The organism is Amycolatopsis nivea, from assembly GCF_004522235.1.
Lineage (GTDB): Bacteria > Actinomycetota > Actinomycetes > Mycobacteriales > Pseudonocardiaceae > Amycolatopsis > Amycolatopsis nivea.
In genome coordinates this window covers 86,081-104,579 of sequence record NZ_SDLT01000021.1, presented here as the reverse complement: position 1 = coordinate 104,579, position 18,499 = coordinate 86,081, and the positions used below count along the sequence as shown (strand labels likewise).

Here is an 18,499-nt window from a genome sequence, read left to right as displayed (position 1 = left end):
CGTTCACGCCCCCAGCTGCAAGTCGCCGACCGCCTTGACCCGGATCCGGGTCGCGTTGCCGGGCAGGTACGGGATCGGCACCTCGTCGAAGTCGACGATGCCGACGGACGCCGGGCTCGCCCCGGCGGCCACCGCGCGGTCGACCGCTTCCTGCTTCGCCTCGTCCACCACGGCCTCGCGACGGCCGGGCTCGATCACGTACACCCGGTCGACCTCGCCGCCGATCTGCGCGATCGCCGCGCCGATCGCGTTGGCCACCGCGTAGTGGTCCGGCCGGCGGACCTCGCCGGAACCGGCCAGCTCGTCCGGCAGCAGCACCGAACCGCCGCCGACGGCGACCACCGGGAGCGGCTCGGACGACGTGCGCATCCGGTCCACGACGTCGGAAACGTCCGCCGCGATCCGGTCCAGCGCCGCCCGCACGAAGTCCCGGTCGAGGTGCGCGACCAGCGCCGGGTCGCCGATCTCCGCCCGTCCGGCAGCGACCGCGATGTCCGTGGCGGTCAAGGTGTCTCCGCCGAACACGAGCGCCTTCGAGGTCAGCTCGTAGCCGACGGAATCCGGTCCGACGGTCACGCCGGACGCGTCGCCGCGCACCCGGCTGCCGCCGCCGATGCCGATCGAAAGGACGTCCGGCATCCGGAAGTTCGTGCGGATCCCGGCGACGCTCACGTCTGTGGTCGCCTCGCGCGGGAAGCCCTGCCGCAGCACGCCGACGTCGCTCGTGGTGCCGCCGACGTCGACCACCGCGCAGGTGTCCAAACCGGACAGCACCGCCGCGCCGCGCATCGAGTTCGTCGGGCCGGACGCGAAGGTCGCCACCGGGTAGCGGCGGGCGAAGTCGACGTCCATCAGAGTGCCGTCGTTCTGGCTCAGGTACAGCGGCGCGGTGATGCCCGCGCCGGTCACCGACGCGGCGAGACCGTCCACAATGTGCGCCGCCAGCTCGCGCAGCGCGGCGTTGATGACGGTCGCGTTTTCCCGCTCCAGCAAGCCGATCCGGCCGATTTCGTGGGACAGCGAGATCGCGACGTCCGGCAGCTGCGACGAGATGATCTCCGCCGCCCGGGCCTCGAACTCCGCGTTCACCGGCGAGAACACCGACGTGATCGCGACGCTGCGCACGCCGGCCGAGCCCATGTCGTCGGCGGCCTTGCGCAGTTCGCTCTCGTCCAGTTCGGCGATGTGGCGTCCGTCGAACTCGTGGCCGCCGTGCACGAGGTAGCTGCGCCCGGACACCGCGTCGACCAGCCGCTGCGGCCAGTCCACCATCGGCGGCAGCGACGCGCCCGCGGGCAGGCTGAGCCGCACCGCCGCGGTCGGGGCCAGCCGGTGCGCCTCGACGAGCGCGTTGATGAAATGCGTGGTGCCGATCATGACCGCCCGCACCGCGGCCGGGTCGAACGCCCGCTGCCGCTGCAGCCCGTCGATCGCGGCGACGATGCCCGAGGTGACGTCCTCGGTGGTGCTGGTCTTGATCGAGGCGAGCACCTCGCGGCCGTCCAGCAGGACCGCGTCGGTGTTGGTCCCGCCGACGTCGATGCCGATGCGCACGGAGAAATCCCCTTCCAGGTGACGGAATCAGGCGGCCGGGGCCGGTTCGGCGTCCGCGGTCCGGCTCTTGCCGACCCCGCGGACCAGGCCGAGCTTCCCGGCGGCCACGTACAGAACGAAAGCGACGACGAGCGAGTTGATGCTGGGCAGCCCCCAGTCCACGAACTCGCCGAACAGCGCGGCGGCGATCCAGACGACGATCGTCGCGGGCACCCACACCGGGGCGTCGGCGGGCACCGCGCCCCGCGCCCTGGCCTCCTCCAGGTCGCCGCGCCACTGCTTCACCACGAAGTACTCCGCGACCATGATCCCGGCGATGGGCGGGAACGCGACCCCGAGCACGGTCAGGAAATCGGTGAACTTCGAGAGGATCCCGGCCGCGGCGAGCACGCTGCCCACCACGCCGAGCACGGCGGTGACCAGGCCGCGGTGCGCCCGTTTCCCGGAGACGGTGCCGATGAAGTTCACGACGCCGAGCCCGGACGAGTACAGGTTCCAGTCGTTGATCTTCATCGTGCCCGCGATGACGATGAGCAGCCCGACCCAGCCGACCGACGACGTGACGATCGTGGTGATCTGCGCCGTGCCGACCGCGTGTGCGAGCAGCACGCCGGCCAGGCCGATCACGTACTCGCCGAGGGTGACGCCGACGAGCGTCTGCTTGACGACGTCGCCGGTGGTGCGGTTGAACCGGGTCATGTCCGGCGTGATCACCGCGCCGACGATGAACCCGCCCGCGACCAGCGTCGTGCCCTGCAGCAGGGACAGCGTCGGGCCGGGCGGCGCGGACGCCACGAGCGCGCCGAGGTCGTGCCGGGTCAGTTCGGAGACCACCGACCAGCCGACCAGGACCAGGAACGCGGGCACCATCAGGTACGCCGTCCACGCCATCGAATGGAAGCCGCGGACCACGATCGCGGTCACCACCAGGCCGAACACGAGCGCCCAGCCCCACTCCGGCAGTCCGCCGACCAGCGCGGCGAGGCCCTGCGCGGACACCGCGGACTGGATGCCGAACCACCCGATCAGGCTGATCCCGATGGCCAGCCCGATGAGCGCGGAGCCGCCGCGGCCGAAGCCGGTCCAGCGCGCGATCATCGAGGTGGTGAGGCCCTCGCGGACGCCGATCACGCCGACGAGGACGGTGATCAACTCGAGGATGACGGAACCGAGCGTGAACGCCAGCACGGCGTTCCCGAAGCTCATCCCGAAGCCGATGGTGGCGCCGAGCAGGAACTGGGACAGCGCGGAAACCTGGCCGAACCGCTGCACAGCGACCGACCACCACGAGTAACGGGCGGAATCGGGCACCCTGGTCAGCGCGTAATCGTCGACACCGACAGCCGAGGCCATGGCGACCTCCTCATCCTGGAGGGGAACGGTTCCCAGCACGGTAAGCAGCAGCTCCGGCGAGGTCACCGTGCGATCTGCACAGCCCGGACAGTCCGGCTGTGCGACCCGCACTCTTACCCGACCAAGGCGTGGACAGCCTCGTACGCGAACGCCGCCGCGCCGACGCCCGCCGCGACGCTGACGACCACGTTCGCCGCCGCGGCGAAGTACGACTGGCGCTCGACCAGCCGGACGGTTTCGTAGCTGAACGTGCTGTACGTCGTGAGCGCGCCGCAGAATCCGGTGCCGAGCAGCGAGTAAACCGCCGCGGGCAGCGCAGTCCCGGCACCGGCGAGCCCGCCGAGCAGGACACAGCCGATCAGGTTGACGGTGAACGTGCCCCACGGGAACAGGCTCTGGTGCCGGGACTGGACGGCCCGGTCGGTCAGGTACCGCATCGGTGCTCCGACCGCGGCGCCGAGGAAGACGAGGAGGACGGTCATCAGACAGCCACCTCCACCGGGACCAGCTTGCGGGTGATCGCGTGCCCCAGCAGGACGGCGAGCAGCGCGGCGGCGAGCGTTCCGCCGAGATAGCCGAAGGCGAGCGGCACGGTGTCCGGCCGCAGCAGGTTGCGCGCTTCGACCGCGTACGTGGAGAAAGTGGTGAAGCCGCCGAGGACGCCGACGCCGAGGAACGGCCGCACCAGCCGGTGCGCCGACCACGCCTCGGTGACCAGCACCATCAGCACGCCGATGAGGAAGCAGCCGGCGACGTTCGTCCAGAAGGTCGCCCACGGGAAGCCGCCGGTCTCGGTGGGAAGGGCCTGCGCGAGGCCGTAGCGGGCCAGCGCGCCGAGCCCGCCGCCGAGCGCGATCACCCCGAGCACCGACACGTGGTGCCGGACGAGTTCGCGTTGCTGCACGGGATCCCGGAGGTCGACGTCGGGGTCGAGAGGTTCTTCAGGCACAGTCTTCTCCTACTCCACGGACACGCGTCACCGTTCGAGTAGGGACTGTTGGCGGCCCCCGGCCGCGGTTGTCCGGGCGATTCCCGGAGCGGCGAGCCCCACCGCCGCGCGTACGCGAGCCTACCCGATCAGTTCCCCGCCTCCCGCAACGCGGTCAGCGCCGGACCGAACATAGTGGACTTGATCGCCCCGAGCGTCCCGCGGTCCTTGCCCGCGAGCGGAGCGACCCGGTCGACCGCGGCCGTCCGCAGGTCGTCCAGCGCGGCGGTCGCGTCGACCAGGCCGAGCGCCTTCGCTTGCGGACCGCCGAACCGGCTCCCAGTGGTCATCGACGCGACTGCGGCGGCCGGGGTGAGCTTCGCCTGGACGAGCGCGGCCATCCCTGGCGTGAAGGGGAGGTTGATGTCGGCCTCGGGGAAGCAGAAGTAGCCGCGGTCCTCGCGCATGACGCGGAAATCGTGAGCCATCGCGAGCATCGCGCCACCGCCGGAAGCGTGCCCGTTGACCGCCGCGATCGTCGGGACCGGGAGGGCGAGCACGCGGGCGAGGAGTTCGTGGATGCTGGTCACGTATTTGCCCGCGTCGCCGGGGTGGCTGGTGAGCCAGTCGAGGTCGAGGCCGTTGGAGTAGTACTTGCCGCTGCCGATCGTGACGAGCGCGGCGGGTTCCTTGCCCGCGGTGACCGTGTCGAGGTGCGCGTGGACTTCCTCCAGCCACGTTGGGGCGAAACGGTTTTCGTCGGCGCCGAAGTCGAGAACGTGGACGGCGCCGGTGGTGGTGAGGGTGGGCATTTCAGTCCTTTCTGGACTTTTCCGGGGGTTCCAGTGCGAGGATCGCGCGGACCGCCGCGTCCAGCCGTTCCCGGCTCTCCCTGCTGGCGGGGCCGGTGGCGAGTTCGCGGCCGAGCAGAGCGGTCGGGAGGTCCACGACGCAAGCGGTGATGACTTCTACGGCTTGCCCGTCGCCGCGGTTCCAGAGCTGGCGGGCGAGGCGGACCAAGAAGCGGACGAGGCGTTTGTCCAAGGCGTGCAAGGCTTCCGCTACTTCTTCCGGTAACTGCGGTCCAAGCACCCGCTTCGACGGGACGGCGATCATCATCCGCGCGGCATCCGGTCGTGCGTCGGCTACTACGGCTGGGGTGTCGGCCGCGGCGACCACTGCTTCGATCGGGTCGGCGGCTTCGTCGACCAGCCGCTCTTGCTCGTCGAGGAAGAACGTGGCGGCGCGGAGCCAGGTCCGGCCGATCAGGGCGGGGAGATTGGTGAAGGCGTGGTAGATCGTGCTGTTCGGGACGCCCGCCTCCAGCGCAAGCCGCCGGACGGTGAGCGCCTCGGGACCGAGGTCGGCGATGAGACGCTCGGCGGTGTCGAGGATCAGCTCGGGATCGTGGATCCGGGGGCGGGGCATGGGTGGATGGTAATGGAGCGGGTGCTCCAAAACTAGAGCGGGGTGAGGTGCGGCTCAGGGTTCGTGCGTGGTGCTGGTTCTCACCGGTTTAAACGCGCGCGAGACGCACGCGAGGATCGCTGCATGATTTCGCTGGGGCCATTGCTGCGGGCCCAGCTTTGCCAGGGGTTGCTCAGGCGTTCGCCTGATGCACGCCGCACGAGCTACTCGCCGGGGCACGCGTCGTTGCGGAGGCACCGTCGGTCCCTGGGGGCAAAGGTCGCTCTGGGGGAATGTCGCTCCGGAGCGAGCGTTCACCGCCGGAGACCTTGTCCGGCACCGAGGAATCGCCCCACGCGCGAAGCAACCTCCGGCCGCTCACCGAGCAGGGCGCGATTCCCCGCCCCCTTCGCGGGAGCCGAGCCGCTGTCGCCGCAACCGCCCGCGCCCCGCTGCGCAGGCCGGGCCAGTCCGCGATGTACAGGCAGCCCGGTCCGGCAAGCAGAGCGCGGTCCCGCCCCGATCGCGGGAGCCGAGCCGCATTCGCAGCAACCGCCCGCGCCCCGCCGCACAGGCCGGGTCAGTCCGCGATGTACAGGCAATCCCGCCCGTCGCGCGCGGTGGCGTCCGGGTCGTCCAGCCAGCGGCCGCCGTCTGCCAGGTAGCGGAAGCGGATCCGGGCACCCGGCGGGACTTCCACCGCGGCCGAGCGCGTGCCGTTCGAGCGTTTGCGGAGTTCGTGGCGTCCGGGCTGCCAGTCGTTGAAGTCGCCGACCACGCTCACCGGGCCGGGCGGGGTGTCGAGCGGCAGGACGAACGTCACCCGCCGGGCCCCGGAGCCGTTGCTCCGGCTGGTCTTGATCACGGCGTTTCCCTTTCCCGTTCCGGCGAATCGGTCCTTCTGAATCGTTCCATGACCGCCGCCGGGAACCCGGACGCGGCGGGTGCCGCGTCCGGGTGAAAAGCGGGCTCAGGTGGTGGAAACGTCGTCCAGTTGCTCGGCCGCCGGGCGCACCGGGAACAGGTCGCCGCCGGGCGGGGCCGGGATGCGGCCGACCGCGGCACGGGCCTTCCAGTCCCCCGCGTCGGCGGCGGCGTGCACGCTGTCGAGGGCGGCGTACTGGATGAAGTGGATGTCCGGCAACGGCCACGGCGCGGCCCCGGTCGCCGCCGGGAGCAGGTGGTCGACGGCGGCGAAAATGCTGCCGCCCTGCGGATTCCGGTAGCCCCACAGGTTGACGCCCAGGTGCTTGCCCAGCTGCGCCAGGCGAGTCAGCGCGACCAGGTTGAACGTGTGGTAGTGGTACGTCCGCGTGCGGGTGGATTCCTCGGGCTGGCCGCCGTCCGCGGCGATCTGGTGGTCGATCCGGGCCTTGCCGGAGTCGCGGACGATCGTGCGGGCCAGGTCGCGCTGGCCGACGTAGCTCGCGGTCGCCGCGGTCAGCAGGTCGTAGAAGGTGCCGTGGTTGTTGGTCGCCTTCGCCTCGTCGGTGCCGTTCTTGCTGGTGCGCAACCAGGTCAGGAAGTCGGCCGACCAGCCGCGGAACGCCTTGCCGTCGGCCTTCGTCCAGCCGGGCGCGCCCGCTTCGAGGATCCGCGCGGCGTCGAGGACCTGGGTGAAGGTGTAGGAGAACTCGATGATGCCGATCCCGCGCCCGTCGGTCTTGCACGGGATGCCCTGCGCGAAGTTCAGGTTCGGGTTCATTTTCGTTGCCGCGTCGAGGAACCAGGTGCGCAGGTCGAGCGCGGCGCGCTGGGCGTACTCGGCCTTGCCGGTGTAGTACCAGGCGAGCGAAAGCTGGTAGATCGAGTTGAACGCGACGAGCCGCTCGGCCTTGTCCGGCACGTTCTTCATCTCGGGGTTGACCTGGCCGTCGCGGTCGACGTACGGGCAGCCCTGCGGGTTTTCCGGCGTTTTCGGCTGGCTCGGCCAGTAGTACGGGGCGAGGCTGAGGTAGTCGTGTTTGTCGCCGCTCGGCGGGACGCGCTCCTTGTCGACGACCGTCCACGGGCCCTTGGTCAGCGCGTCGTCAGCCTGCTTCAGCAGGTTGGACAGCGACGTGCGCAGTGTCGGGTTCCCGGCCATCAGGCCGATCTTGTTGCCTGCCAGGTGCAGGCCGTCGAGCACCACAGTGTCCGGCACGCAGACGAACGAACACGACCTCGGCGCGGGCGCGGCGGTCGCCGCTCCGGCAGTGGACGCGAGCAGCCCCGCGACCGTCGCGAGAACCGCCGCGAGACGACGCGGACGGGAAGACCGGGAAGGAGGCAGCACCGCAACTCCGTTCAAGAATATGAATACTCCACAGATATGTGAACTGAGATTGAATAACCGAACGCGCGGGGCCGCGTCAAGAGGAGGTCAGGCGGACCGACCCCGCCGGACCGGGTTCCGGAGGGCGCCGATGCCCTCGATCATGATGGTGACCTCGTCGTCTGCCTCGAGCGTGACGTCCGGGCCGGGAACGGCGGATGTACCGGTGGCCAGGACGGCGCCGCGCGGGAAAACGTCGCCGCGATAGAGCCACGCGACCAGATCCGCGAACCGGCGGTGCAGTCGCGCGGTGGACGTCTCCCCTGTCCAGAGCAACCCTCCGGCGCGGTGGATCGACACGGTGATGCCGAGCGCGTACGGATCCGGGATGTCTTGCGCGGGCACGATCCACGGCCCGGCCGCGCACGAGCCGCGGTACATCTTGGCCTGCGGCAGGTACAGCGGGTTCTCGCCTTCGATGCTGCGCGAACTCACGTCGTTGACGATCGTGTAGCCGACGATCTCCGCGTTCGCGTTGCACACCAACGCCAATTCGGGTTCCGGAACGTCCCAAGTGGAATCTTCGCGGACGCCGATCGGCTCCCCCGGCCCGCGCACGCGGTGCCCGACGCTCTTGAAGAACAGCTCCGGACGTTCCGCTTCGTACACCCGCGCGTAGACGTCCGCGTCGCCGCTCTCCTCCATCCGTGCCTCGCGCGACACCTCGTAGGTGACTCCGGCGGCCCACACCTCGGTGTCATCGTCGACCGGCGCTCGCGGCTCGCCCGGTTCTCCCGGCGTCAGCTCGACTGCCAGCGCTTCGGCGAAGTCTTCGGCGGACAGTGCCAGCAGGGAGCCGAGCGTTGTCCCGGGCGGGAGCGCGCCGGTGGACCCGCCGTCGGTGATCTGCCAGCCCGCGGCGGTTTTCAGGAGGCGGCGCATCAGTGCGAATCCCTCGGCACGGCGGAACCGCGGGTGCCGTGCAGGAAATCGAAGTCCGCGCCGAGGTGGGCCTGGGTGACGTGCTCGCGGTAAAGCCAGGTGTATCCGCTGCGGTACGGGCTTTCCGGCGGCGTCCACGCGGCGCGGCGGTCGGCGAGTTCGTCGTCGGACACGTGCAGGGTCAGCCGGCGGGCCGGGGTGTCGAGCGTGATCCGGTCGCCGGTGCGGACGAGCGCGAGCGGGCCGCCGACCGCCGATTCCGGGCTCACGTGCAGCACGACCGTGCCGTAGCCGGTGCCGGACATCCGGCCGTCGCAGATCCGCACCACGTCCGTGATCCCCCGTTCGATCAGCTTCTTCGGCACCGGGACGTTCGCCACCTCCGGCATGCCCGGGTAGCCCTTCGGGCCCGCGCCGCGGATCACGAGGATCGTTTCGGGCGTGACCGGCAGGTCCGGGTCGTCGGCGACGCGGTGGTAGTCCTCGGCCGTGTCGAAGACCAGCGCCGAGCCGGTGTGCGTGAGCAATTCCGGCGACGCGGCCGACTGCTTCAGCACCGCGCCTTCCGGGGCGAGATTCCCGGTGAGCACAGCGGTTCCGGTGCCGGGCGGCTGGAACGGCGCGTCGACGGTCGTGATCACCTCGTCGTTCCAGCACTCCGCGGGTTCCCTCGTGTTGCCGGCGACCGTGCGGACGTCGGTGTGCAGCAGTCCGGCTTCGGCGAGCCTCGTCAGCACCACGGGAACCCCTCCCGCGTAACAGAAATCCTCCATCAGGAACTTCCCCGACGGCATCAGGTTCACCAACGTGGGGACGGCTCGGCCCAGCTCGTCGAAATCGCCCATCGCGAGCGGGACGCCGACGCGCCCGGCCAGCGCGAGAAGGTGCACGATCGCGTTGGTGGACCCGCCGATCGCCGCGTTGACGCGGATCGCGTTCTCGAACGCCGCACGGGTCAGGATCCCGGACGGGCGCAGGTCTTCCCGCACCATCGCGACAATCCGCTGCCCGGCCGCCTGCGCGGTCTCGAACCGTCGCGCGTCGACCGCGGGCCAGGTCGCCGAACCGGGCAGCTGCATGCCGAGCGCTTCGGCGAGACAGGCCATCGTCGAGGCGGTGCCCATGGTCATGCAGTGGCCGTTCGAGCGGGCCATGCAGCCTTCGGCGAAGAAGCACTCCTCCTCGGTCATCCGGCCGGCTTTGCGCTCTTCCTCGAACTTCCAGACGTGCGTGCCCGAGCCGACGTCGGCGCCGCGGAACTTGCCGTTGAGCATCGGGCCGCCGGTGACCATCACCGCGGGCAGGTCGACGCTCGCCGCGCCCATCAGCATCGCCGGGGTCGTCTTGTCGCAGCCGGAAAGCAGGACGACGCCGTCGAGCGGATTGGCGCGGATCAGCTCCTCGACCTCCATCGCCATCAGGTTGCGGTAGAGCATCGCGGTGGGGCGCATGAGCGTCTCGCCGGTCGCCATCGTGGGGAACGCGAGCGGGAAGCCGCCCGCCTGCCAGACGCCGCGCTTGACCGCCTCGGCGACCCGGTCGAGGTGGACGTTGCACGGGGCCAGCTCGGAAGCGCTCACCGCGATCCCGATCACCGGCCTGCCGTCGAACACCTCCGGGCCGAAGCCCTGGGACCGCATCCACGAGCGGTGGATCATCCCCGCCCGGCCGGACGCCCCGAACCACGCCGCACTGCGCACCCGCCGCTCCCTTCCCCGGAACCCTCCTCGATACCCGATCGGGCGGATCCTGGCAATCGGCTGAGAAATCCGGTGAACCGGACACTTCGCGGGACCGCCGGACGTTGGAGGGGGTGAGAACGTTGCCGGAGACGCGAGGTGTGCGATGAGCCTGATCGGGACCCTGGTCGGGTACGTCCTGACCGTGTTCATCGTGGTGCTGGTGGTGCGGATGGTCCTGGACTGGACCCGCCTGGTCGCGACCGGGCCCGCGTGGCTCGGCCAGGTGCGCCGGATCAGCCACCGCGCCACCGAACCGGTGATCGCCCCGGTGCGCCGGGTGCTGCCGCCGGTACGGGCGGGCGGGGTCGGGTTCGACCTGGCGTTCACGGTGGTGTTCTTCGCGGCGCTGGTGGTGCGGGGTATCGCGTTCGCGTTGTAGGGGGCGAGGGTTCGCGGGCTGATGGCCGGGTTGATGCCGTTGTGGGTTGGCACCTTGGCAGGCTGGCACCTTCGCGGCTGGCATCTTCGCGGGCTGGCACCTTCGCGGGCTGGCACCTTCGCGGCCTGGCACCTTCGCGGCCTGACACCTTCGCGGGCTGACACTTCGCGGGCTGGTGCCTTGGCGGGGCTGGCGACTTCGAGGGTTGGTGTCTTTGCCGCCTCGTGCCTTTGCGGGCTGGCACCTCGGCGGGCTCGCGCCTTCGCAGTCTGGAGCCGTCGCGGGCTCGCATCTTCGCGGCCTGACGCCTTCACGGCTGGCACCCTCGCGACCTGGCGGTCTTTGGGGCCTGGCACCCATGCGGGCTCGCACCTTCTTCGCGCCCCGACGCCTTCGCAGGCTCGCATCTTCGCGGGCTCGCTCCCTCTCAGCCTGGAGCCGTCTGGCACAACTTCGCCGGTTGGCACCTTCGCGGCTGGCAACCCCGTGTCGGCCCTCGATCGCGGCACCCGGCCATCCGCCCTCGATGGCTGCGGAGCGCCTGCGCGGGCGTCGCTCGCCGTAGACTCCCCACCGTCATCCGGAGGCGAGGGGGGCCGCGGTGAGCGGTAGCAGGGTGTTGGTGGCCGGAGCGAGCATCGCGGGGCCTGCGTTGGCCCATTGGCTGCGTCGGCGGGGAGCCGAGGTGACCGTGGTGGAGCGGGCTCCTGGCTTGCGTCCCGGCGGTCAGGCGGTCGATGCGCGCGGGGTGGCCAAGGAGGTCATCCGGCGGATGGGGCTGGACGAGGCGGTGCGCGCGGCCCGCACGGACACCGCGGGTGCGCACACCGTGGACGTCGACGGGAACGTGCTGGAGACCTACCGCGCCGACGACGACGGCGGCGACGGGTACATCGCGGAAATCGAGATCCTGCGGGGAGACCTGTCCCAGGTCTTTTACGACGACACCCGCGACGGCGTCGAGTACGTCTTCGGCGACCGGATCGCCGATCTCGTCCAGGACGCGGACGGCGTCGACGTCACCTTCGCGAGCGGCGGGCAGCGGCGCTTCGACCTGGTGATCGGGGCGGACGGGCTGCACTCGGCACTGCGCGCGGCGGTATTCGGGCCGCGCGAGAAGTTCGTCCGGCATCTCGGGCTCGTGCTGGCCTTCTACAGCGTGCCCAACGAGTTCGGGCTGGACCGCTGGTTCATCGAGTACCAGGACCAGGCGTCCGCGCGGGCCGTCGGTCTGCGGCCGATCCGGGACGCCACGAGGGCGATGGCCATGTTCACCTTCCCCGCGGCCGGATTCGACGTCGATTACCGCGATGTCGAGGGACAGAAACGCCTGCTGCGCGAGCAGACGGCCGGGCTGGGCTGGCTCGCGCCGCGCATTCTCACGCACCTGGACGACACCCCGGACTTTTACCTCGACCAGGTCGCCCAGGTGGTGATGGACCGCTGGTCGGACGGCCGGGTGGGGCTGATCGGCGACGCGGCGTACAGCTCGTCGCCGATGTCCGGTGCGGGCACCGGGCTGGCTCTGGTCGGCGCCTATCTGCTCGCCGGAGAACTGGCTGCCGCCCAGTGGGATCCCGGGGTCGGGTTCGCTGGGTACGAGGCCCGGATGCGCTCGTTCGTCGAGGCCAACCAGGAGATCGGCCGGTTGCACGCGGAGAGCCGCGCCGTCCCGCGGCCGGACGCCGAACCGGCACCGGAGCCGGATATGGAGGCGTTGACCGCGCTGATCGATCGCGCGATCAACGGCGTCGAACTGCCCGACTATGCCGGGGTGCCGGACTCCGGGCCTAGCCTGCGGACCTGATCAGGCGCGGGGTCCCGCGGTGACTGGGACTGGTTCGTCGCCGGGCCGGCGCCGGGCGGTCCAGGTGTCGTAGCCGCGCATGAGGAAGCGGTGGGCGGGGCGTTCGACCAGGCGGGTGAGGGCCCAGCCGAGGACGACGCCGGTGGTGATCATGGCGGCGGTCTGCAGCAGCGGGTCGACGCCGAAGCCGGACAGCCAGTGCAGCACGAGGTAGCCGATGGCCTGGTGGATCAGGAAGACGCCGTAGGAGATCCCCGCGAACCAGGTGATCGCGCGCTGGACGAAGGCCGGGAGGAACCGGTTCCAGTCCGGGCCCGCCGCGGCCAGCGAGATCACCGCGATCCCGGTCGCGATGCCGAGCGTCGAGCCCCATTCGACGTCGATCCCGGCCGGGGTGACGGCCGCGCCGTGCAGGGCGTGCGCGGTGACGCAGAGGACTTCCAGCAGCACGAATTCGGTCGTGGACACCCGTTTTTTGGTCCAGAGCCAGACCGCGATGCCGGCGACGAACAGGTGCCAGCGGTGGAATCCGAAGCCGTCGACGACGACCCGGTACCACTCGGGCGGACCGGAGATGCGCAGCGGCCACTGCGCGAGCGGGACGAGCAGGGCGGCCCACATGACGACGCGGAACTTGCGGCCGTGCCCCCAGCTGCCGCGGTAGAGCAGCGCGGCGACGGTGAACGCCATGAGCTGGAGGGGAATCGTCCAGTGGGAGCCGTCGAGGAAGGGGTAGACGGCGGGTTTCCAGTTCCAGAGCATCAGCAGGTTGCCGACGAGGTCGCCGAACCGCGGGCTGAACCAGGCGGGCGGCGACAGGTACCGCAGCGCGAAGTAGATCACGACGACGGCGGCGAGAAACGGCGGCAGCAACCGCGCGATCCGCCCCCACCAGTACCGGCCGAGCGACCCGCGCCCGATCGTGACGGCGGCGAAGTACGCGGAAATCACGAGCAGCAGGCTCGCCCCGATCTGATGCGGGAACACGAACCGCCGCGGCCCGAGCTCGGGATGCACGACGACGCTCATGAAGGTCGCGTGGTACAGCAGCACCAGCACGACGCACCCACCGCGCACGAGGTCCCAGCTGATCCGCCGGTTCCCCGAAGACACGCTCACCGGACGGAACGAGGACACGCACGCCACCGTAACTGGTCGGCTTCGCACGGTGCGGAGGGACCCTGGGGCATGGCGGGCGGGCATTTCCGGTACAGGGCGCGGGTTCGTGGTCTTCGGGCGGGGAGTCTGGCGGGGAAAGCCGTGGTGGCAGAGGGGTTTCCGGCTCGGTCGGCTCGCGAGGGGAGGGGCGGCTCGGGGTTGTCGGGTTCCGGTGAGTGAGAGGGTTTCGGTTGCGAGCAAGCGGGATTGACTCGTTGGATGTGACGGACAAATGCTTGCTTGGTTTCCGTGCACTGTGCGGTTGGCGGGGTTGGGGATGGATCGGCGGTGCGACTGAATCGGTCTTGTTCGTGTCGCACGAGCATGACCGGGCGCCACGGACCGCATGACGATTCGAGCGCACCGCGGGGTTGAGCGCTGGGGTCACTTGCGGGATGCCGCCCTCGCCGTACGACGGCCCGCTCCGGCATTCCGCTGAACCGGGACGACCGGCCCGGTTCGACCGGGCAAGCTGGCTTCCGCTCCGACCTGCTCCGGCCCTCCAGCCAGGCTCAACTCGCAGACCCGCTCGGCCGGTCGCAGCCCGCCGCCCGACACCGAGCCAGGCGCGCCCTGCGAATGCGCCCGGCCACCCGCAACCCGCCGACCGAGTCCGCCCCGCAACTGCAACCGGCCAGCCGTCGCGCGCCAGCCGAGCCCACCCCGCGCATGCGCCCGACCAGCCGCGGCCTGCCGACCGAGCTCACGNGCATGCGCCCGACCAGCCGCGGCCTGCCGACCGAGCTCACGCCGCGAACGCAACCGGCCAGCCGCAGCCCGCCAACCGAGCTCACCCCGCGAACGCAACCGGCCAGCCGCAGCCCGCCAACCGAGTCCGCCCCGCGAACGCAACCGGCCAGCCGCAGCCCGCCAACCGAGTCCGCCCCGCGAACGCAACCGGCCAGCCGCAGCCCGCCAACCGAGCTCACCCCGCGAACGCAATCGGCCAGCGCACGCTCCGCGTGCGAGACGTCGCGCGCCGCCCGGCACGGACGATCCGCCGGTCCCGGCTCTCCGCCTTGTGGGTTCGGCTCGCGCTCCCCCGTGCAGATCGGCTGACCCGGGCTGGATGATGTTCGAGTCCCTCCGCCTCCAGCTCCCGTAGACGGTCTCACGCTCCGAGCCGTGACCTCTCGCGACCAGGGCTGCTCCGGCTCCGGACGACAGTTCCAGCCCGCAGCCCGCCGGTCCCACGTGCCGGACGCGAAAGACTCCGCCCCGCGGCAACCTTCCAGGATCCCCGCCGGTCTCACGCGCCAGGCTTGAAGGCGACCTCCTTCGTGGCGACAGTGCCCGCAGTCCGGCCGGGGGCGGTTTGGTGGGTCCAATACAAGTTGGTGTGCGCGATGACCTGCGCGGGCGGCGGCGCGCCCCACTTCGTGCGGTCGCCCGTGGTGTGGGCGTCGCTCACCAAGGTCGCGTCGTAGCCGCGGACGAAGGCGCCGTGCAGGGTGGAGCGGATGCAGGCGTCCGTTTGGGCTCCGCTGACCACCAGGTGTCCGATCCGCAACTCGGCGAGGATCGACTCCAGGGTGGTGTCTTCGAAGGAATCTCCGTACGTCTTCTCCACCAAGGGCTCGGACGGCGACGGCGTCAGTTCCGGGACCAGGCCCCATTCCGGGCTTCCCTTAGCCAAGCCTTCGCCGTTGTGCTGGACCCACACCACGGGAACCTCGGCCTCCCGGGCCTTGTCCACCAGTGCGGCCACGTTCGCCACGACGTTGTCTCGTTCGTGCGAGTCCTCGACGACGCCGTTCTGGACGTCGACGACTAGCAGTGCGGTGTTCGGCCGGTTGTCGAGAGTGGTCATCGGATCTTCCCTCCAGTCAGGTACCGCTCACGCTAGCGCCGCCCACCGACAAAAAACTGTCACTCGGGGCGGAGGGCATCGTGCTGGGAGGACGGGCCGAACTCGGTTTCGAAGCGGGTCAGCAGGCGGGAGAGGAGAGCGTTCAGGTCGGACAGGTCGGCCTCGTTCAGGACCGCGTTGAACAGAGACCGTTCCCGTTCGGTGCGTTTCCGGGTGGCGGCGGCCCAGCGGGCGCGGCCTTTGCGGGTCAGGCGGACGGGACGGCTCCGGCCGTCCGAGGACGCGGCGACACGTTCTACCAAGCCGGCTCGTTCCAGGCGGTCGACGCGGACCGTGACGGTTCCCGAGGTGACGCCCAGGCGGTCGGCCAGTTCCTTGGGCGTGAGGACGGCCGCGCGACCGGAGCGGTGCAACGCCGACAATGCCTGCCAATCCCCCACGCTGAAGCCGTATTCCTCCGCGACCCCGCGCAGCACCTGCTCGAACTGCCGCGACAGCCGTCCGATCCGCTGGCGGGCCGCTTCGACCTGCTCGTCCACGCCGTCGGGCATCACGGCCAGCCACTCGGGCAGGCCCGCCCCCACTGAGTCCAACTGGACACTCCCTCGATACTCAAGGTAGTTTGATTTGAGTATCAAAGTAACTGGTCCTGGGGAGGTCCGCAATGTCCGGACGCGTCTGGTTCATCACGGGAGCGAGCAGCGGATTCGGCCGCGTGCTCACGGAAACCGTGCTGGCGCGCGGGGAAAAGGTCGTGGCCACGGCTCGCGACACGAGTGTGCTCGAAGACCTGAAGACGTTCACGGCCCGGCTGGACGTCACTGATCCGGCGTCGGTGGAAGCGGCGGTGAGCGCGGCGATCGCCGAGTACGGGCGGATCGACGTGCTGGTCAACAACGCCGGGCACGGGCTGGTCGGGGCGCTTGAAGAACTGACCGACGAGCAGGCCCGGCAGGTCCTCGAGACCAACGTGTTCGGCGTCCTCAACGTCACGCGTGCGGTGCTGCCGCATCTGCGGGCGCAGCGCAGCGGGCACATCGTGCAGTTGTCGTCGGTCGGCGGAGTCGTCGGGAACCCGGGGCACGCGCTGTACGCGACGTCGAAGTTCGCGCTCGAAGGGATGTCCGAGGCGCTCGCCGGGGAGGTCGCGCCGCTGGGGATCCGGGTGAGCCTGGTGGAACCGGGGCCGTTCCGGACGGACTTCGCCGGGCGGTCGATGACGTTCTCCGAGCCCATCGACGATTACCGCGACACCCCGGCAGGCGTGATGCGCCAACGGTTTTCCGCGCAGGACGGCGCGCAGCCGAACGATCCGGCGAAGGCCGCCGAGGCCATTCTCAAACTGGTCGACACCCCGGACGCGCCGCTGCGGCTGCCGCTCGGGCCCGAGGCGGTGACCCGGATCCGGGCGAAGCTCGAGCAGCAGCTCGCCGATCTCGCGGCGTGGGAGGAGGTTTCGCTCGACACGCGGTATCCGGACGACTGATCGATCCAGCCGTCCGGACCGCCGGCGAGTCAGCCCACGGGGCCCTCGGCGGGCACGACGGTGACATCCTGCTGCTGACCGGTCTGGCCGACGACGGTCACCGTCAGCTTGTCGCCGGGGTGGTGCTGGTCCATCAGGGTGGTCAGCGCGGTGGGCGAGTCGACTGCTTTGCCGTCCACCGCGGTGATCACGTCGCCGGCGGCCAAGCCGGCCTTCGCGGCCGCGCCGTCGGGGACGACCTGCTGGATCACCGCGCCCGAACCGGTTCCGCCCTGCTGTTGCTGCTGTCCGGCATCGCTGACGGTCACGCCGAGGAACGCGCTCTTTCCGATGTGGACGGTGTCGGAGCCGGTGCCGCCGACGATCTGGTGGGCGAGGGAGATCGCCTGGTTGATCGGGATCGCGTAGCCCTCGTTCCCGCTCGAACCCTGGGAGCCGTCGCCCTGCGAGTCGCCCGGGGAGCCCTGCGAGCCGCCTTGGGAGCCCTGGGAGTTGTCGCCGGGGAAGCCGTTGCCGAGCCCGCCGTGGCCGCGCCGTCCGCCGCCGTTGAACTGGTACCCGGCCGACGCCGCGGTGTCCACGCCGACGACCTGGCCCTGCGCGTTCACGAGCGGGCCGCCGGAATCGCCGGACTGGATGTTCGCGTCGACCTGGATCAGGCCCTGCAGCTTCTCGGACGAGCTGTTCGATTCGTCCGACGCGGTGATCGACTGGTTCAGCGCGGTCACCCGCCCGCCGGCCGGGATCGGCGCTCCCCCGGCACCGCCCGCGTTGCCGAGGCCGACAACCGCGTCGCCGACCTTCACCGACGACGAATCGCCGAGCGTCTCCGTCGCCAGCCCGGACGCGCCGGCCAGCTTGAGCACCGCGACGTCGTGGCTGCGGTCGTAGCCGAGCACGGAGGCGGTGTACGTCTGGCCGTTGCCGATGTCGGTGACCTTGATGCTGGTCGCGCCCTCGACGACGTGGTTGTTCGTGAGCACCTCGCCGTCGGAGGTGAGCACGATGCCGGTGCCCGCCGCGGCCGCGCCCTGGTAGCCCAGCTCGGTGTTGATGTTGACGATGCCCGCGCTGACCTTCTTCGCGATCGCCTGCGGGTCGATCGCCGTGTTCGACGGGTTGGTCTGGTTGCCGATCGAGCCGAAGTTCTGGTTCCCGGACACGCCGGACGGCGCGGACGGCGTCCACACGAAATGCCCGACCCCGAGCCCGACGGCGACCGCCACCACGATCGCGCCGACCGTGACGGCCGCGGTCCGCAACGGGTGTGGTGCACGATGCCGCGGCAGCTGCTGCGTCGGATAAGGCTGACCGGCGTACTGGCCGCCCGGCTGGGGACCGTACGCGCCGGGCGGCGGAGTGCCCCAAGCCTGCTGCTGTGCCCAGCCCTGCTGGTACGGCTGCCCCGGCGAATAAGGATGCGCCTGCCCGCCGTAGCCGGGCTGTCCCTGGTCGTGCCCGCCGCGCTCCTGCTCGTTCATCGTCCGCTCCCGCGTCTCGTCACCCTCCGCCAGCTCAGCAAACACCCGCTACCTGAGATTTTCCTTGCCGTGATCCGTGCGGAAGCTGTGTACCCGGAACCGGGCACGGAAAAGCCCCGCCCGGCTCGGGAAGAGCCGGACGGGGCCCGCGGAGACCGCGCCTTCTCCGCGCCGCCGTGGTTCCGGCGGCGAGGGTGG

17 protein-coding genes are annotated in these 18,499 nt (G+C 70.7%); 3 read left to right on the top strand and 14 right to left on the bottom strand.

Features of this window, described 5'->3' with window-relative positions; all coding sequences use genetic code 11:
- Positions 1 to 3: 3 nt before the first annotated feature.
- The 10 genes from EIZ44_RS24075 to EIZ44_RS24030 all read right to left on the bottom strand — a co-directional run bounded on the left by EIZ44_RS24075 (position 4) and on the right by EIZ44_RS24030 (position 10,138).
- Positions 4 to 1,554, bottom strand: coding sequence for a hydantoinase/oxoprolinase N-terminal domain-containing protein (locus tag EIZ44_RS24075; RefSeq protein WP_037815583.1), 1,551 nt, complete (start codon positions 1,552 to 1,554; stop codon positions 4 to 6).
- A 27-nt stretch (positions 1,555 to 1,581) separates the two neighbouring features.
- The gene (locus EIZ44_RS24070; RefSeq protein ID WP_134731330.1) at positions 1,582 to 2,907 is read right to left on the bottom strand and encodes a purine-cytosine permease family protein; all 1,326 of its coding nucleotides are present in this window, start codon (positions 2,905 to 2,907) and stop codon (positions 1,582 to 1,584) included.
- 113 nt (positions 2,908 to 3,020) lie between these two features.
- Positions 3,021 to 3,389: a fluoride efflux transporter CrcB gene (gene crcB, locus EIZ44_RS24065; protein ID WP_037815581.1), complete on the bottom strand. Its 369-nt coding sequence runs from the start codon at positions 3,387 to 3,389 to the stop codon at positions 3,021 to 3,023.
- A complete protein-coding gene (locus EIZ44_RS24060; RefSeq protein WP_134670338.1) occupies positions 3,389 to 3,856 on the bottom strand; it encodes a fluoride efflux transporter FluC in 468 nt (155 codons plus the stop codon). Before EIZ44_RS24060 ends, crcB begins: the two co-directional genes overlap by 1 nt.
- A 128-nt stretch (positions 3,857 to 3,984) precedes the next feature.
- Positions 3,985 to 4,647, bottom strand: a complete 663-nt coding sequence (locus tag EIZ44_RS24055) for an enoyl-CoA hydratase-related protein (protein ID WP_134731328.1) — start codon at positions 4,645 to 4,647, stop codon at positions 3,985 to 3,987.
- Between the two features lies 1 nt (position 4,648).
- Positions 4,649 to 5,263 (bottom strand): TetR family transcriptional regulator, encoded by a 615-nt coding sequence (locus tag EIZ44_RS24050; RefSeq protein ID WP_134731326.1) that lies wholly within the window; start codon positions 5,261 to 5,263, stop codon positions 4,649 to 4,651.
- A gap of 559 nt (positions 5,264 to 5,822) precedes the next feature.
- Positions 5,823 to 6,107 carry an isoamylase early set domain-containing protein gene (locus EIZ44_RS24045; RefSeq protein WP_134731324.1) on the bottom strand — a complete coding sequence of 95 codons (285 nt, stop codon included), beginning with the start codon at positions 6,105 to 6,107 and terminating at the stop codon, positions 5,823 to 5,825.
- A gap of 105 nt (positions 6,108 to 6,212) precedes the next feature.
- A complete protein-coding gene (locus EIZ44_RS24040) occupies positions 6,213 to 7,517 on the bottom strand; it encodes an alginate lyase family protein (RefSeq protein WP_051729108.1) in 1,305 nt (434 codons plus the stop codon).
- Between the two features lie 87 nt (positions 7,518 to 7,604).
- Positions 7,605 to 8,438: a fumarylacetoacetate hydrolase family protein gene (locus EIZ44_RS24035; protein WP_134731322.1), complete on the bottom strand. Its 834-nt coding sequence runs from the start codon at positions 8,436 to 8,438 to the stop codon at positions 7,605 to 7,607.
- Positions 8,438 to 10,138 carry an IlvD/Edd family dehydratase gene (locus tag EIZ44_RS24030; RefSeq protein WP_134731320.1) on the bottom strand — a complete coding sequence of 567 codons (1,701 nt, stop codon included), beginning with the start codon at positions 10,136 to 10,138 and terminating at the stop codon, positions 8,438 to 8,440. The genes EIZ44_RS24035 and EIZ44_RS24030 overlap by 1 nt, the downstream gene beginning before the upstream one ends.
- 145 nt (positions 10,139 to 10,283) lie before the next feature.
- Here EIZ44_RS24030 and EIZ44_RS24025 point away from each other — a divergent pair, with 145 nt between their 5' ends.
- Positions 10,284 to 10,559, top strand: a complete 276-nt coding sequence (locus EIZ44_RS24025; RefSeq protein ID WP_037815567.1) for a YggT family protein — start codon at positions 10,284 to 10,286, stop codon at positions 10,557 to 10,559.
- A 601-nt stretch (positions 10,560 to 11,160) separates the two neighbouring features.
- A complete protein-coding gene (locus EIZ44_RS24020) occupies positions 11,161 to 12,366 on the top strand; it encodes an FAD-dependent monooxygenase (protein WP_205673284.1) in 1,206 nt (401 codons plus the stop codon).
- On the opposite strand, the gene EIZ44_RS24015 is transcribed toward EIZ44_RS24020, so the two are convergent.
- The 3 genes from EIZ44_RS24015 to EIZ44_RS24005 form a co-directional block, all read right to left on the bottom strand.
- Positions 12,367 to 13,503 (bottom strand): acyltransferase family protein, encoded by a 1,137-nt coding sequence (locus EIZ44_RS24015; RefSeq protein ID WP_240691387.1) that lies wholly within the window; start codon positions 13,501 to 13,503, stop codon positions 12,367 to 12,369.
- Between the two features lie 1,270 nt (positions 13,504 to 14,773).
- Positions 14,774 to 15,334, bottom strand: coding sequence for a cysteine hydrolase family protein (locus tag EIZ44_RS24010; protein WP_037815565.1), 561 nt, complete (start codon positions 15,332 to 15,334; stop codon positions 14,774 to 14,776).
- A 59-nt stretch (positions 15,335 to 15,393) separates the two neighbouring features.
- On the bottom strand, positions 15,394 to 15,918 hold the full coding sequence (locus EIZ44_RS24005) for a MarR family winged helix-turn-helix transcriptional regulator (RefSeq protein WP_134731396.1): 525 nt from the start codon (positions 15,916 to 15,918) through the stop codon (positions 15,394 to 15,396).
- Positions 15,919 to 15,998: 80 nt separating this feature from the next.
- Here EIZ44_RS24005 and EIZ44_RS24000 point away from each other — a divergent pair, with 80 nt between their 5' ends.
- Positions 15,999 to 16,820 (top strand): oxidoreductase, encoded by an 822-nt coding sequence (locus EIZ44_RS24000; protein ID WP_134731318.1) that lies wholly within the window; start codon positions 15,999 to 16,001, stop codon positions 16,818 to 16,820.
- Between the two features lie 29 nt (positions 16,821 to 16,849).
- Here EIZ44_RS24000 and EIZ44_RS23995 read toward each other — a convergent pair whose 3' ends face one another.
- Complete coding sequence (locus EIZ44_RS23995) at positions 16,850 to 18,301, bottom strand: S1C family serine protease (protein WP_037815660.1); 1,452 nt, start codon at positions 18,299 to 18,301, stop codon at positions 16,850 to 16,852.
- Positions 18,302 to 18,499: the final 198 nt, after the last annotated feature.